Source organism: Halorussus marinus, from assembly GCF_004521895.1.
Classification (GTDB): domain Archaea; phylum Halobacteriota; class Halobacteria; order Halobacteriales; family Haladaptataceae; genus Halorussus; species Halorussus marinus.
Genome location: NZ_SBIR01000013.1, coordinates 1 through 13,083, shown reverse-complemented (window position 1 = coordinate 13,083; position 13,083 = coordinate 1). Strand labels below are relative to the sequence as shown.

At 67.2% G+C, this 13,083-nt stretch carries 12 protein-coding genes and 1 pseudogene; 5 read left to right on the top strand and 8 right to left on the bottom strand.

What is annotated here, in order from left to right:
• Positions 1–30 precede the first annotated feature (30 nt).
• Positions 31–198 carry a DUF7331 family protein gene (locus EPL04_RS18865; RefSeq protein WP_167599495.1) on the bottom strand — a complete coding sequence of 56 codons (168 nt, stop codon included), beginning with the start codon at positions 196–198 and terminating at the stop codon, positions 31–33.
• Positions 199–386: 188 nt separating this feature from the next.
• Here EPL04_RS18865 and EPL04_RS15530 point away from each other — a divergent pair, with 188 nt between their 5' ends.
• The 4 genes from EPL04_RS15530 to EPL04_RS15515 all read left to right on the top strand — a co-directional run bounded on the left by EPL04_RS15530 (position 387) and on the right by EPL04_RS15515 (position 6,364).
• Positions 387–2,180, top strand: coding sequence for a hypothetical protein (locus EPL04_RS15530; RefSeq protein WP_134672105.1), 1,794 nt, complete (start codon positions 387–389; stop codon positions 2,178–2,180).
• Position 2,181: 1 nt separating this feature from the next.
• Positions 2,182–3,648, top strand: coding sequence for an oligosaccharide flippase family protein (locus EPL04_RS15525; protein WP_134672104.1), 1,467 nt, complete (start codon positions 2,182–2,184; stop codon positions 3,646–3,648).
• A gap of 163 nt (positions 3,649–3,811) precedes the next feature.
• Positions 3,812–5,401 (top strand): alkaline phosphatase family protein, encoded by a 1,590-nt coding sequence (locus EPL04_RS15520; RefSeq protein WP_134672103.1) that lies wholly within the window; start codon positions 3,812–3,814, stop codon positions 5,399–5,401.
• 18 nt (positions 5,402–5,419) lie between these two features.
• Positions 5,420–6,364 carry an NAD-dependent epimerase/dehydratase family protein gene (locus EPL04_RS15515; protein WP_134672102.1) on the top strand — a complete coding sequence of 315 codons (945 nt, stop codon included), beginning with the start codon at positions 5,420–5,422 and terminating at the stop codon, positions 6,362–6,364.
• Positions 6,365–6,468: 104 nt separating this feature from the next.
• Here the strand turns inward: EPL04_RS15515 and EPL04_RS15510 are convergent, their stop codons facing one another.
• The 6 genes from EPL04_RS15510 to EPL04_RS15485 form a co-directional block, all read right to left on the bottom strand.
• Positions 6,469–7,335, bottom strand: a complete 867-nt coding sequence (locus tag EPL04_RS15510) for a CheF family chemotaxis protein (protein WP_134672101.1) — start codon at positions 7,333–7,335, stop codon at positions 6,469–6,471.
• Positions 7,336–7,443: 108 nt separating this feature from the next.
• On the bottom strand, positions 7,444–9,303 hold the full coding sequence (locus tag EPL04_RS15505) for a methyl-accepting chemotaxis protein (protein WP_245154594.1): 1,860 nt from the start codon (positions 9,301–9,303) through the stop codon (positions 7,444–7,446).
• Between the two features lie 270 nt (positions 9,304–9,573).
• The gene (locus EPL04_RS15500) at positions 9,574–10,794 is read right to left on the bottom strand and encodes a HEAT repeat domain-containing protein (protein WP_134672099.1); all 1,221 of its coding nucleotides are present in this window, start codon (positions 10,792–10,794) and stop codon (positions 9,574–9,576) included.
• A 68-nt stretch (positions 10,795–10,862) separates the two neighbouring features.
• Positions 10,863–11,516, bottom strand: coding sequence for an archaellin/type IV pilin N-terminal domain-containing protein (locus EPL04_RS15495; RefSeq protein WP_134672098.1), 654 nt, complete (start codon positions 11,514–11,516; stop codon positions 10,863–10,865).
• Between the two features lie 190 nt (positions 11,517–11,706).
• On the bottom strand, positions 11,707–11,988 hold the full coding sequence (locus EPL04_RS15490; protein ID WP_134672097.1) for a DUF7521 family protein: 282 nt from the start codon (positions 11,986–11,988) through the stop codon (positions 11,707–11,709).
• Positions 11,989–12,040: 52 nt separating this feature from the next.
• Positions 12,041–12,379 (bottom strand): helix-turn-helix domain-containing protein, encoded by a 339-nt coding sequence (locus tag EPL04_RS15485; protein ID WP_167599494.1) that lies wholly within the window; start codon positions 12,377–12,379, stop codon positions 12,041–12,043.
• A 110-nt stretch (positions 12,380–12,489) separates the two neighbouring features.
• Between EPL04_RS15485 and EPL04_RS15480 the strand changes: the two genes are divergently transcribed.
• Positions 12,490–12,903 carry a chemotaxis protein CheW gene (locus EPL04_RS15480; protein ID WP_134672096.1) on the top strand — a complete coding sequence of 138 codons (414 nt, stop codon included), beginning with the start codon at positions 12,490–12,492 and terminating at the stop codon, positions 12,901–12,903.
• Positions 12,904–12,925: 22 nt separating this feature from the next.
• Here the strand turns inward: EPL04_RS15480 and EPL04_RS19245 are convergent.
• Positions 12,926–13,083, bottom strand: a pseudogene (locus EPL04_RS19245) (bifunctional sugar-1-phosphate nucleotidylyltransferase/acetyltransferase); the annotation flags it as partial.

The following is a 13,083-nucleotide window of genomic DNA, read 5'->3' as shown; positions in this document are numbered from 1 at the left end:
CCGGCGCAGTTTCCGGCCGGAAGCGGCCGGCTACGCCATCTCGGCGATCTCGACGCCGGCGTCGGATTCGAGCCACGCGGCGTGGTTCCGGGTGTCGTAGACGACGACCCGGCCCTCGCCGTCGGTGAACGCGGCGTAGCGGTCGGTCTCGGGGCGGTTCTCCCGTCGGTCGTTCTCGCCGTCGTACTTGGTGGTCATTGGATTCGCTCGCTGTGTCCCCGTTAGTGGGTTTCTATGAGTAACTCAGGGTCGAGGACTGATAAGTATTAGCACGGTGTGGAAACTCGCCCCACTGCCGTGTCCGCTTTTCGGAGCCTATCGGTTTACAGGCGCCCCATAACAAAGCCCCGAGACGGGCACGGTTCGACGTACCTACCGCTCTCACCATGGATTCGGACACCCACGCCTCCCGAACGCGGGAGAAAGTGACACTCCTCGTCGGTTTCGCGTCGCTCGCCGCGGCGGTGGCCATCGCCCACCGGTCGCCGCCGTCGGCGTACGAGCTGTCGATCTACGCCGGGACCCCGGCGGCGTTCTGGGTCGGTGCGGGCGCCGGTCTCGTCGCGTCGGTGTTCGTCTCGCTGACCGGACGGGGCCGGCGTCGACGGCTCGGGCTGGTCCTCGGCGGGGTCACCGCGCTCGCGATCGCCTCGCTGCCCGTGATCCGGTCGTACCACTTCTACGGCGCCGGCGACTCGCTCACTCACCTCGGATGGGCGAAAGACATCGCGGCCGGCCGGCTCTCGGTACTGGAGTTTCTCTACCCCGGGGTCCACACGATCGCGGTGATGATCGGCGACGTGACCGGGATGGCGCTGTCGCGCGCGCTGCTCGTGACGGTGGTGGCGTTCACCGCGGTGTTCGTGGTCTTCGTCCCGCTCGCGACGTGGGCGATGACCCGGGACCGCCGCGCCACCGCGGTCGCGGCCCTGTCGTCGTTTCTCTTCTTGCCCGTAAACAACCTCAGCGTCTTCGAGATGGCCCATCCGACCTCTCAGGCCATCATGTTCCTGCCGCTGGTGCTGTATCTGCTTGCCCGGTACGTGACCCGCGCCGACCGCGGGGGCCTGCCGATCGGGACCCCGACGGGCGTGCTCGCGGCGCTCGCGTCGGTCGCGATCCTGCTGGTCCACCCCCAGCAGGCCGCCAACGTGGTGGTCGTGTTCGGTGCGGTGCTCGGAATCCAGTTGCTCTCGCGGTGGCTCGGGACGCCGGCCGCCGACCACAAGCTTCTGGGCTTCCAGACCGCCTTCGTGGCGGCGGCGTTCCTGCTGTGGGCGCCCCGCCACGACCGAGCGTCGGGTGCCACCTCCTCGCTGGTCGAGATGCTACTGAGCGGATCCGAGATAGCCGGCGACGTCGGCGCGCAGGCGCTGTCGGTGTCTGCCATCGGCGGGAGCGTCGCGGTGCTCTTTCTGAAGCTCTTTCTGGTGAGTCTCGTGTTCGCCGCCCTCACCGCACTGCTGGTCTTCGACGGGCTCCGGGGCGGGCTCGAAGACCCCGACGCCAACGCTTTCGTCCGGTACTTCGGGGTCGGACTGATCCCGCTTCTGGGGCTTTTCGCGGCGTTCCTGCTCGTGAGCTACGCCGGGCTCCACTTCCGCCAGCTCGGGTTCGTGATGGTGCTCGGGACGATACTGGGCGCGCTCGCGATCGCCCGGGCCATCGAAACGCTTTCGACCCGGTTTTCGGCGGGAACCGCGAGGGCCGCGGTCGGCGTGGTCTTCGTCGTGATGCTGGCGCTCTCGGTCCCGACGCTCTATCAGTCTCCGTACATGTATCAGGGGTCGGGCCACGTCACGCAGGCCCAGATGACCGGCTACGAACACTCGTTCGAGTACGCCGGCGACCCGTCGTTCTTCGGAATCAGAGGCACCGGCGAGCGGTACGCGGACGGCACGCTCGGCTTCGAGGCGAGCCGAGAGCGTGCGCCCACCGCCGGGAGCCTCTACGCGAACACGAACGCCACCGGCGAGAACTTCACCGGATCGTACATCGCCGCCAACCTCGGGGACCGGTACCTCGCGTTCACCGACGCGACGCGCCAACAGGACGTGGCGGTGTATCGCGAACTCCGGTTCTCGGCGGCGGGCTTCCGGTCGCTCGACGCCACGCCGGGGATCGACCGCGTGCGGGCCAACCCCGACGCACAGACGTACCTGATCAACGGGACGCGATAGGATGGACCTCAAACGCATCTCCCGCGGGCTCAAGGCGACGTTCGGCGCGCGAGTCATCTACATGGCCGCGAGCGGACTGTTGACGCTCGTTCTGACTCGGTTTCTCCTCTCTAACGAGCAGTACGGCCTGCTCGGCTCGGCGGTCGCGGTGCTCGGCGTCGCCCAGCTGTTCGGCGACCTCGGCATCGCCAAATCGGCCGCCAAGTACGTGACCGAGTACCGCGAGAAAGACCCCGGACAAGCGCCCCACGTCCTCCGGGCCGCGGTGGTCTTCCGACTCGCCGCGGCGGGGGTCGTCGCCGGCGCGTTCCTCGCGTTCGGCGGCCCCATCGCGTCGCTGGTCGGCCAGCCCGAGATCGAATCCCTGCTCGCGCTCGGGGCCGGCTACATCGTGGTCCACTCGCTTTTCACCTTCTCGCAGGTCGTCTTCCAGGGATACAACCGGGTGAGCTACAGCGCGCTCGTTCAGGCGACCGGCGCGGCCGCCCGGCTCGTGCTCGCGGTCGCGGGGGTCGTCCTCGTCGGCGGCGCGGTCGGCGCCATGGCCGGCTACGTCGCGGGGTACGGGCTCGCGGCCGCGCTCGGGCTCGGGCTCCTGTACGCCAAGTGTTACCGGGGCGTCGAGGCCACCGCCGACCCCGAGCCCGGACTCGTCGGTCGGATGCTCCGGTACAGCGTGCCCCTGACCGCGACCCGAGGCGCGAACGTCCTCGACAAGCGGGTCGACACCATCCTGGTCGGATACTTCATGACGCCGGTGGCGGTCGGCTACTACTACCTCGCCAAACAGATCGTCGGGTTCGTCCAGACCCCGGCGGCGTCGCTCGGATTTACGCTCTCGCCGACCTACGGCGAGGAGAAGGCCAACGGCGACACCGACCGGGCGGCCCGACTCTACGAGACCGCCCTCGAACACACGCTTTTGTTCTACGTGCCGGCCGCGGCCGGCATCGTGCTGGTCGCCGAGCCCGCGATCAGGCTGGTGTTCGGCGAGAGCTACGTCGGAGCGGCGCCCGTGCTCCAGGTGTTCTCTGGGTACGTCGTCCTCCAGGCGGTCGCGTTCATCACCAGCGACGCGCTCGATTTCCTCGGGCGGGCCCGGTCGCGGGCCTACGCGAAGGGGCTGACCTCGGTCGGGAACTTCCTGCTCAACCTCGTGCTCATCCCGGCGTACGGCGTCGCGGGCGCGGCCGCCGCGACGGTCGTGACGTTCGCGGGCTACACCGCGGTCAACGTCTGGGTCATCCACAGCGAGCTGTCGCTGTCGGTCGGCCGGCTCGTCCGCCACCTCGCGGCGACCGTCGGGGTCGCGGCCGCGATGTCGGTCGCGGTGGCGCTCGTGTTGACCGCCACGACGGGCGCGTTCGCGGTGGTCGCCGCGATCGCCCTCGGAGTCGCGGTCTGGGCGGGGCTGTCGGTCGCCGGCGGGCTGGTCGATCCCGGACGGGTCACCGCCATCCTCTCGTGACTCGACCGAGCGCCACACCGCCCGAGCCGACGGTCGGGTCGGCGGTACGCCCCGCGTAAATCCCCGCAGAACGCGCGTACGGCCCCGAAGACGGGCCATAACAAAGGCCGACCCGCCCCTCGGTTGCGGCGAGCGGCGGGTTCGACGCCCGCAGTACACAACTATGTCCATGGAAACCTCTGATCCGAACCGAGCGTTCGTGCTCGGCCTCGACGGCGTCCCGTGGTCGCTCGTCGAGGGATGGGTCGACGACGGCGAGCTACCGAACTTCGGCCGCCTCCTCGCGGAGGGCGCGGCCGGACCGCTCGAGAGCACGATGCCCCCGACCACGGCGCTCGCGTGGCCCACCATCGCCACCGGGACGTGGGCCGACAAGCACGGCGTCTACTCCTTCCGGGAGGTCCAGTCTGACTACACCAACCGGATGAACACGAGCAACGATGTCTCGCGGCCCGAGCTCTGGGATCTCCTCGCGCCCGCGGTGGTCGCGAACGTCCCGATGACCTACCCCGCCGACGACGTCGACGGGCGAGTCGTCACCGGGATGATGACCCCCGAGATCGGCGAGGGGTTCACACAGCCGCCCGCGCTGGCCGAGGAGATCGCCGACCGGATCCCCGACTACGACGTCGGACTGTCGTGGGAGGAGTACCGCGACGACACCGAGGGGTTTCGGGCCGACCTCGACGAGCTGGTCGAAGCCCGCCGGGCGCTGTTGGACCTGCTGATGGAGACCGACGACTGGCGGCTGTTTTTCTTCGTGTTCACCGCGCCCGACCGGCTCCAGCACCTCGTCTGGGACGAGGAGGTGCTCCTCGATCACTACCGCGACCTCGACGACGCGCTCGGGGACGTCCTCGACTACGTCGCCGACCGCGACGCGAACCTCTACGTGGTCTCGGACCACGGCTTCGGGCCGGTCGACACCTACGTCCACACCAACACGTTCCTCGAACGCGAGGGGTATCTCACCCGGAAGGGCGGGTCTGGCCGGGGCACGCTCGAACGCCTCGGGCTCACCAAAGACCGGATCAGGGGCGCTATCTCCTCGGTCGGCATCGACGAGCGGGCGCTGTACGACCACCTCCCCGACGCGCTGGTCGACTCGCTCGCCTCTCAAGTCCCGGGAACCCACGAGCTCTACGACGTCGAGTTCTCCGAGACGGTCGCGTTCACCCACGGCGCGGGCAACTTATTCGTCAACGACACCGAGCGCTTCGAGGAGGGCGTGGTCGCGCCCGACGATATCCCGGCGGTCAAAGCCGAGATCCGATCCCGGCTCGAAGGCCTCACCGATCCCAAGACCGACGAGCCGGTGTTGAACGTCTACGACGGCGACGACGTGTTCGAGACCGACCCCGAGAGCCCCGACCTCGTGGTTCGGGCCGACGAAGATGCGGGGTATCTGGTCGGCAACTCGCTGACCGACGAGGTGTTCCGCGAGAGTCGGATGGCCGCCAGCCACCGGGCCGAGGGCGTCTTCTTCGCGTGGGGCCCCTCTATCGAGGCCGGCGCGCGCCCCGACGGCGCCACGGTCGCCGACGTTGCCCCGACCGTGCTCCACGGCGTCGGCGAACCGGTGCCGGCGGACGCCGACGGCCGGGTGCTCGCGGAGATCTTCGACGCCGACGCGGCCGCCGGGCGAACTCGCCCGAGCGAGCGCGACTACGCCGACCGAGAGAGCGCCCAAGCGGTCGAGGCCGACTTCGAGGACGTGGAGTCCCGGCTCAAAGGCCTCGGCTATATGGAGTAAGAGCGCGGAGTCAGACCCATGCCCGAGGCCACAGCCCCGGACGTCGACGTGTCGAACCGAACGGTGTTGATAACCGGCGGCGCGGGGTTCGTCGGAAGCCACCTCGCGGAAGCGCTGGTCGCCGACAACGAGGTGCGGGTGCTCGACGACCTCTCGGGGGGCTCGCCCGACAACGTCCCCGCGGGCGCCGAACTGATCGAGGGCGATATCCGGGACCCCGAGACCGTCGCCGACGCGATGGCGGGGGTCGATCTCGTCTTCCATCAGGCCGCGCTGGTCAGCGTCGAGCAGTCGATCGAGCGCCCGCAGGCCAGCCACCGGATCAACGTCGACGCCACGGTCGAACTCCTCGAACGCGCACGCCAGACGGACGCTCGGGTGGTGCTCGCCTCCTCGGCCGCGATCTACGGTCACCCCGAGTCGGTGCCGGTCGCCGAGAGCGATCCGAAAGAGCCGACCTCGCCGTACGGGATCGACAAGCTCTCGATCGACCACTACGCCCGGCGCTACCGGGACCTCTACGGGCTCGAAGCCGTCCCGCTCCGGTACTTTAACGTCTACGGGCCGCGCCAGAACCCCGAGTACAGCGCGGTCGTGAGCGTGTTCTTCCGGCAGGCCCGCGACGGCGGTCCGGTCACGGTCGAAGGCGACGGCGAGCAGACCCGCGACTTCGTCCACGTCTCGGACGTGGTCCGGGCGAACCTGCTGGCGGCGACCACCGACCGCGTCGGCGAGCCGTTCAACGTCGGGACCGGCACCAGCGTCACCGTCAACGAGCTCGCCGAGACGGTGATCGAGGTGACCGGCTCGGACGCCGACATCGAACACGTCGACCCCAGACCCGGCGACATCCGCCACAGCGAGGCCGACGTCTCGGCGGCCCGCGAGGCGCTCGGCTACGAGCCGACCGTCTCGTTAGAGGATGGGCTCCGGGAGTTAGCCGAGGCCCAGGGCCTCAGATAGCCCGGTCGAGAGACCGATCGGACTCGGAGTCCTGAGTCGGCGTTCTCCGAGCCGAAAACCAGACCGCACCGCGAGAGACGCGTTCGCACGTTCCCCGACGTCGGTCACTTCTCGTTGATGGACTCGCTGGCGATGTTGCGCCCGCGAGTCTTCAAACTCACTTCGCGCCGCTTGCGGACCTCCTCCAGCACGTCGACTTCGATGAGTCGCTCGAAGATGCTCTCGACCTCGTCGACGTCCATCCCGAGGAAGTCCGGGATCTCGAACGGCGATACCCCCGAGTACAGCGCCATCAGCACTTCTTTTTCGACTTCGTTCAGCTCGACGCCGCCCTCGTTCTTTCGCTCGCCCTTCCGGAGGAGCGACTCCAGGAGGGTTGCCCGCCGGGTGTCGCCCGAGATGTACGTCTGGACGCTGGTGTCGCCCTGCGTGTGTTCGACTTCGAGGACGGTCCGCTGTTGGCCCTTGACCGTTCGGGCCGCCCGGTCGACGCCGCCGATGTCGTCGAGTTCGATGCCGACGAACGTCCCGCTCGCGATGGCGACGTTGACCATCTCTTCGGTGATCTTGATGCGGGCTTTCTCCCACTCGGTGTCCTGGACGACGCCCCCTTCGACCGCGGGGTGTTTCGTCAGGATCATCTCCTGGTTGAGGAGCGCGCCGTAGAAGTCGGTCTCGAACTCGTCGATGTCGGTGTTGGGCCCGAGCAACACGACGTTATCGCCGAACTCCACGCTCAGGTAGTCCGAGACGCTCGCGACCGCCTGATTCACGTCGTAGCGCCCCTTCAGGCCGTCGACCTCCGAGAGGGGAATCGTTCGCTTGCCACCGTTGCCGGCCAGCACCAGTCGCTTGTTCGACAGCAGGATGCGGCCGCTGGTCCAGTCGGGGTCGTTCAGCTTGCGGCCCTTCTTGACCACTTGCAGGAACTTCCCCTGCGTGTCGGATATCTTGTACTCGCCTTCGCTCATGCGTTATCTCCGGGCTCGCGGCGTCTCGCCTGCCGGCGGGGCGCCGCGATTCGTCGCGGATCGTCGGTTCCGGTGGCGCGATTCGATCATGCGGGTGGCCGAACGGGCTCAGTCGCCATCGCGCATCGCGTCCACGCGGGTCGAGAGCTCCTCGATGGCGTCTGTCTGTGCCTCGGTCGCCGCGACGATGTCGTCGGTCGCCGACTCGACGTCGTTGGTCTGATCGCGCACCGAATCGACCGTCGCCATCACCTGCTCGACGTTGGCCGCCTGCTCGTCGTTGGCCTCCGCGACCTCGGTCACGCCGGAGGCGGCCTCCTCGACCGCGTCGGCGATCTCTTCGAGCGCGACCAGCGCGTCTTCGATCTCGTTGCCGGCGTGCTTGACCTGCTCGTTCGACTCCTCGACGGCGACCACAGTCTCGTTGGCCTGCGACTGGATCTCCTCGATCCGGCCGGCGATCTCCTCGGTGTGCTCGCGGGTCTCGTTGGCCAACTGCTTGACCTCGTCGGCGACGACTTCGAATCCCGAACCGGCCTCGCCCGCGCGGGCGGCCTCGATGTTGGCGTTGAGCGCGAGGAGGTTGGTCTGGTCGGCGACCTCCGCGATCACCTCGACGACGTCCTCGATCTCGTTCATCTGGGATTCGAGTTCGGTCACCGTCTCGACGAGGCTCTCGCTCATCTCGATGACCTCGTCGGTCGCCTCCCGGGCACCCTGACTCGATTCGAGCCCGCTGTCCGCCGAGGCCTTCGCCTGCTCGGCCGCCGACGCCACCTGATCGGAGCTCGCGGCGACCTCCTGCATGCTCGCCGAGAAGTTCTCCATCTCGGTCGCGACCTCCGACAGCTGGTCGGTCTGCTCGTCGACCCGATCGTCGATGACCCGGGCGGCCTCGGCCGCGTTCTCGACCTCGGTCGCGAGGTCGTCGGCTTTCTGCCCGACGTGCTCGGCCGACGTCTCGAACCGCTCGGCCATCGCGTTGACCTGATCGACGACTTCGATCAGCGAGTCGTCGACCACGCCGTACTCGTCCTCGAACGAGGCTCTCGCCGAGAGCTCCCCGGCCTCCATCGCCGAGAGAGTCCCGCCGAGCTCCTCGACCAGCGAGGCGATCCCTCGCTGGCGGCGTGCGTCCTCGGTGCGGTCGCGCACGGTTTCGACCACCGCGACGAGTTCGTCGCCCTCGTACAGCGGCATCGCGGAGAACTCGATCTCGCGGTGCTCGCCGTCACGGTCGGTCATCGTCCCCTCGTCGCGATAGAGCGTCCGCTCGCCGCCGGCCCGTTCGACGTCGAACTCCGTGTGGGCCGACTCCGGCGCCGCCGCGACCTTGTCGGCCAGCGTCTTGACCCGACGGCCGTCGGGGTAGAACGCCTCGCTGACCTGCTCCATCCCGAGCGCCTCCTCGGCGGAACGGCCGGTCAGCTCCTCGAGCGCCGTGTTCCACGCCGCGACCTCGTCGCGTTCGACGTCGAGCATGAACACCGGAACGCCGATCCCGTCGAGGAGTTCGTCGTCGTCGACGTTGAGTTCGTCGGCTGGCTCGGCCCCACCAGTCGCCGCCCCCGCGTCGCTCGCCGTCCTCGCGCCGTACGCCTCGAGCCCGCGCTCCATATCCTCGAACGTCGCCGACAGCGCCGACCGGAGCTCCGATTCGGCGTGCTGGAGCTCGGCGGCGACCGCTTCGTTGTCGGCCCCGAGTCGGTGTTCGAGCCGCTCGAACGCCTCCTCGACGAGCGTCTCGACGCTCGCCTCGTACGTGGCCGCGAACGCGGCCGCCGGAGCCCCCGCCTCGACGTGGCGCCGCCCCAGTTCGGTCGCGTCTTCGATTACGCCGCCGGGGTCCTCGACCGTTCGGCCGAGGTGAGTCGCTTGGGACCGCTGGAGGGCCTCGTCGGTTTCCGTTCCACGATAGGCGTCCGCGAGATCGGCCGGGGCGATACGCTCGGTGTCGGAGACCGACACCGCGGACGTCTGCGTTCCCCCGTCGAAGGTGACGTCGTGCTGTCGCTCGGCGGGATTGCTATCCCGACTGAATCTTGTTAAAATTTTTACGAGCCTGTCCCTGACCATCTTTGGCGGAAAGAGACACCAAATGGATATAAAGCTTTACGCAAATTTCACACGCGATAACCCCGTTCGGCCGCGCGACTCGACGGAGTATCACGTCCCTGTCAAGCCGTTCGATGTCGGTCGATCGATCCCGGGCTGACTCGTCCGGCGACGGCGAGCGAATCAGGCCCTCCCGCCGAGTTTCGAGAGCGCCGAGAACGCCCGCTTTCGGACCTGCTCGTCGTCGGTGTCGTCGATCAAACTGTCGAGTCTGTCGCGCGAGCGCTCGCCGCCCACCTTCCCGAGCGTGAACGCCGCCTTCGCCCGGGCGTCCGCGCCGGCCTCGGGGTCGTCGAGCAGGTCGAGCAGGGCGTCTTCGGCGGCTTCGCCGCCGACGTTCGCGATGCTCGTGGCCGCGAACTGGGCGGTCATGCCGTCGTCGTCACCCAGAACCGACACCAGCGCCTCGACCGCGGCCTCCCTGTTCGCCTCGCCCGTGACGCGCCCGAGGAGCCACGCCGCGTTCCGGCGCTGGTGGGCCTGGGTCCCCTGTTCGAGGATGTCGATCAGCGACTCGACGACGCTCCGGTGGTCGTTGGCGCTCAGCTTCTCGACCATTCGCTGGCGGAGCTGGTGGCTCTGCTGGCCGGGGGCGTTCGAGAGGAGTTCGATGAGCGAGAACACCGCCGCCCGGCGGACCGCCTCGACGTCGTCGGACAGCAGCGAGACGAGCGCGTCGAGCGGTTTGGCGCTCCCGAAGTTCCCCAGCGAGTTGGCGGCGATCCGCCGGACGGTCTCGCTGTCGTCGTCGAGCAGGTCGAGCAGCGCGTCGAGGGCCTCCTCGGTCCCGATGCGCCCGAGCGAGTCGGCCGCCTCCCGTCGAACGTCGACGGTCTCGTCGCCGAGGGCCTTCCGAAGCGCCGAAACCGCCCGTGGGTCTCCGATCCGTCCGATCGCCCGTGCCGCCCGGGCTCGGACCCGCGTGTCGGGGTCGCCGAGTCGCCCGATGAGCGCTTTCGTCCCCGCGCGGTTACCCAGCCGCCCCAACGCGTTTGCGGCCGCCATCCGGAGTTCGGGCTGGTCGGCCGACAGTAGATCCACGAGCGCTTCGGCCCGCGCCCACTCGGCGCCCTCGGTGGGCACCTCCTCGTCGGAGAGTGCGCCGATGAGCCGCTCGACCGCGTGGCGCTGGTCGAGCGCGTCGATCGCCGCCGCTCGGACCCCATCGCTGTCGTCCCCTTCGACGGCCTTCACGAGCGCGTCCTCGACGACCTGCTCGTTGCCGTCCATGTCGCCGAGGATCTCGGCCGCGCGCCGACGGACCGCCTCGTTGTTGCTGTTTTTCAGCAGCGAGACGATCTCGTCGGTCTCCCCCGTTTTCTCCAGTTCGAACAGCGAAGTCACGACTAATCACTCCGAGCGGGGCGAGAAAAAACGTGGTGGTAATCGGTCGGAAACGGGAAGATCCCGAATCAGACGCTCACAGCGCTCTCCTGAGAGAGCGACTGCGGGACGGTTGCGCGGTAGACGGTGACTGCACCGTACTGCGTCGTGAGCTTCAGTTCGACGTTCTGGCCTTCGCCGAGACGACTAGCACTAATTGCGGTCGTGTTCATGATGATCTTGAACCGGTCGTCCTGACTGTTGAGGACGGGTTCAGAACTGTCAGAATCTTTGATTGAATCGACAGTGAAGTTAGCGGCTCCCGGCGTACCAGGGCTATGACTTTCAGCAGTCGTATCACCGGGTTTCACAATCGCGTTCTTCTTTTCAGCCGAAGTCAGGGTTTTGGCGTCGTTCGGGCCGATCCACTCGATTGTAGCGGTCGAGAGATTGATGTCGTCGGACCCAGAGCCGCGCATCACGGTGAGGTTGACGTAGTCGACGCGCTCGTTGTTACCCACGGTCGTCACGTTACCGAAACCGCTCACGACCTGCACGCGGTTCGAGACCTGCGCACTGGACTCCTGACCCGTCTGTTCGGACTTCGTCTGGAGGAAGCCGGCGGTGTTGATCAGGACGCCCGCCGCGATGGCGGCGACCAGCACCATCGCGATGAACACGATGAGCGTACCGATACCGACCTGACCTCTGTCGTTCAGCCGTTCTTTGAGTTTCTCTTTCATTGTGTCACGTCCTGTCCGAAGGCCAATGTGCATTGACTCGGACTCTACTCGCAACGAAAGGAAGCGGACTAATAAATGTAAGGTCTCGATTATCACCGCTGATACTGCGGGAAGCGACACGTTAGAACATGCATACCACAGTCGGTTCGTGGTCGAATAGTCTGCTCGAAACGATACTAGGGTTCGCTACCTATCGATCGCCGGTGATGCTGTAGATGACGAACAGGTAGCCGACGGTCGTGGTGAGATAGTTGACCGACAGGAGCGTCCGAGTGTTCTGGAAGTCGGTGAGGAAGGCGCTCACCGTGGTTCCGATCGCGGCCGCGACGATCAGGCTGAACCCGACCGAGAGGTGAAACATCGCCTGCCGGGAGGTCCGGTTGTACGCCCGGACCGAGAGCCCGACCATCGAGAGCCCGGCGAGCGTGAGGGTGACACTGAACGCGACGTACAGCAGTTCTATCGTTTCCATGGGTGATCGTGCTGAGAGGCCGGAGTCGGAGCCGATGCAGTCAGTTGGGCGGTCATTCCGCTTTGAGGTCCCGCCAGACGTCGGCGAGCGAGTTCTCCTCGTCGGGTCGATCCTCGGCCTCGACGTCGATCTGTCGCTCCTCGAACGAGACCTTGAGCGTGTCGATATTCCGGCGGTACACCTTCGTTCGGCGGCCCTCCTCCGAGAACTCCCGGCCGGACAGTTCGAGCAGTTCGGCCTCGGTGAGCTCCTCGATGCGACGGTAACTGGTCGCGATCGGGATCTCGAGCTCGTCGCTCAGCTCCTGGGCCGACTTGGGCTCGTTAGTGGCTCTGAGTATCTCGGCGTTGTACTTGTTGCCGAGCACCCGAAGGAGTTCCACGGCCTCCATCAGTTCCGGTTTCCTAAGCGGGGGTTAAAAAGATACCGTAGCAGACCAGTCAGCGGGGGCGCAGTGTCGGCGTCGGAACTGATAAGTTACCCCCGCGGATGACACCAACTATGTCCCAAACAGTGGGCGACGTGCAAGTCCTCGAATTCCGGCTCGAGGACCGAAAATACTGCATCGACATCGCGCACGTCGACGAGATCGTGGACAAAGACGAACTGACACCGCTTCCGAACTCCGATCCTCGTGTCGAAGGCGTGATGGATCTCCGCGGGACGACGACGACCATCATCAACCCGAAGAAGGTGCTCGACTTAGAGGAGTCCGAGACCGGCAATCGCATCATCGTCCTCGAAACCGACGACGAGGACTCGGAGGTCGGGTGGCTCATCGACGCCGTGAATCAGGTCGTCAGCCTCGACGACGAGACGGTCGACGAGAGCGTCGACAGCGACTCGGTCAAGGGGATCGTCCGCCAAGACGACGGGTTCGTCGTCTGGGTCAAACCCGAAGAAATCAACGGGTAGGGTCACCGACCGAAACCGTCGGTCACCGATCGCGAGTGAGGGTCTCGCCGGGCGCGGTGGTGGCGCCGGCCGACAGCTTCACCCCGGCGTTCAGGCTGGTGTTGATCGCGGTCTTGGCCCCGTCGCCAGCCACCACCCCGAACTTCCGGCGCCCCGTCGACACCCGCTCGCCTTTCACCG

What these genes read in the sequence shown, in the direction of transcription:
- EPL04_RS15515 (WP_134672102.1), top strand. Translation starts at nt 5,420, where the DNA reads ATGCCCGAGGCCACAGCCCCGGACGTCGACGTGTCGAACCGAACGGTG.
- EPL04_RS18865 (WP_167599495.1), bottom strand. Translation starts at nt 198, where the DNA reads ATGACCACCAAGTACGACGGCGAGAACGACCGACGGGAGAACCGCCCC.
- EPL04_RS15495 (WP_134672098.1), bottom strand. Translation starts at nt 11,516, where the DNA reads ATGAAAGAGAAACTCAAAGAACGGCTGAACGACAGAGGTCAGGTCGGT.
- EPL04_RS15490 (WP_134672097.1), bottom strand. Translation starts at nt 11,988, where the DNA reads ATGGAAACGATAGAACTGCTGTACGTCGCGTTCAGTGTCACCCTCACG.
- EPL04_RS15525 (WP_134672104.1), top strand. Translation starts at nt 2,182, where the DNA reads ATGGACCTCAAACGCATCTCCCGCGGGCTCAAGGCGACGTTCGGCGCG.
- EPL04_RS15480 (WP_134672096.1), top strand. Translation starts at nt 12,490, where the DNA reads ATGTCCCAAACAGTGGGCGACGTGCAAGTCCTCGAATTCCGGCTCGAG.
- EPL04_RS15485 (WP_167599494.1), bottom strand. Translation starts at nt 12,379, where the DNA reads ATGGAGGCCGTGGAACTCCTTCGGGTGCTCGGCAACAAGTACAACGCC.
- EPL04_RS15510 (WP_134672101.1), bottom strand. Translation starts at nt 7,335, where the DNA reads ATGAGCGAAGGCGAGTACAAGATATCCGACACGCAGGGGAAGTTCCTG.
- EPL04_RS15530 (WP_134672105.1), top strand. Translation starts at nt 387, where the DNA reads ATGGATTCGGACACCCACGCCTCCCGAACGCGGGAGAAAGTGACACTC.
- EPL04_RS15520 (WP_134672103.1), top strand. Translation starts at nt 3,812, where the DNA reads ATGTCCATGGAAACCTCTGATCCGAACCGAGCGTTCGTGCTCGGCCTC.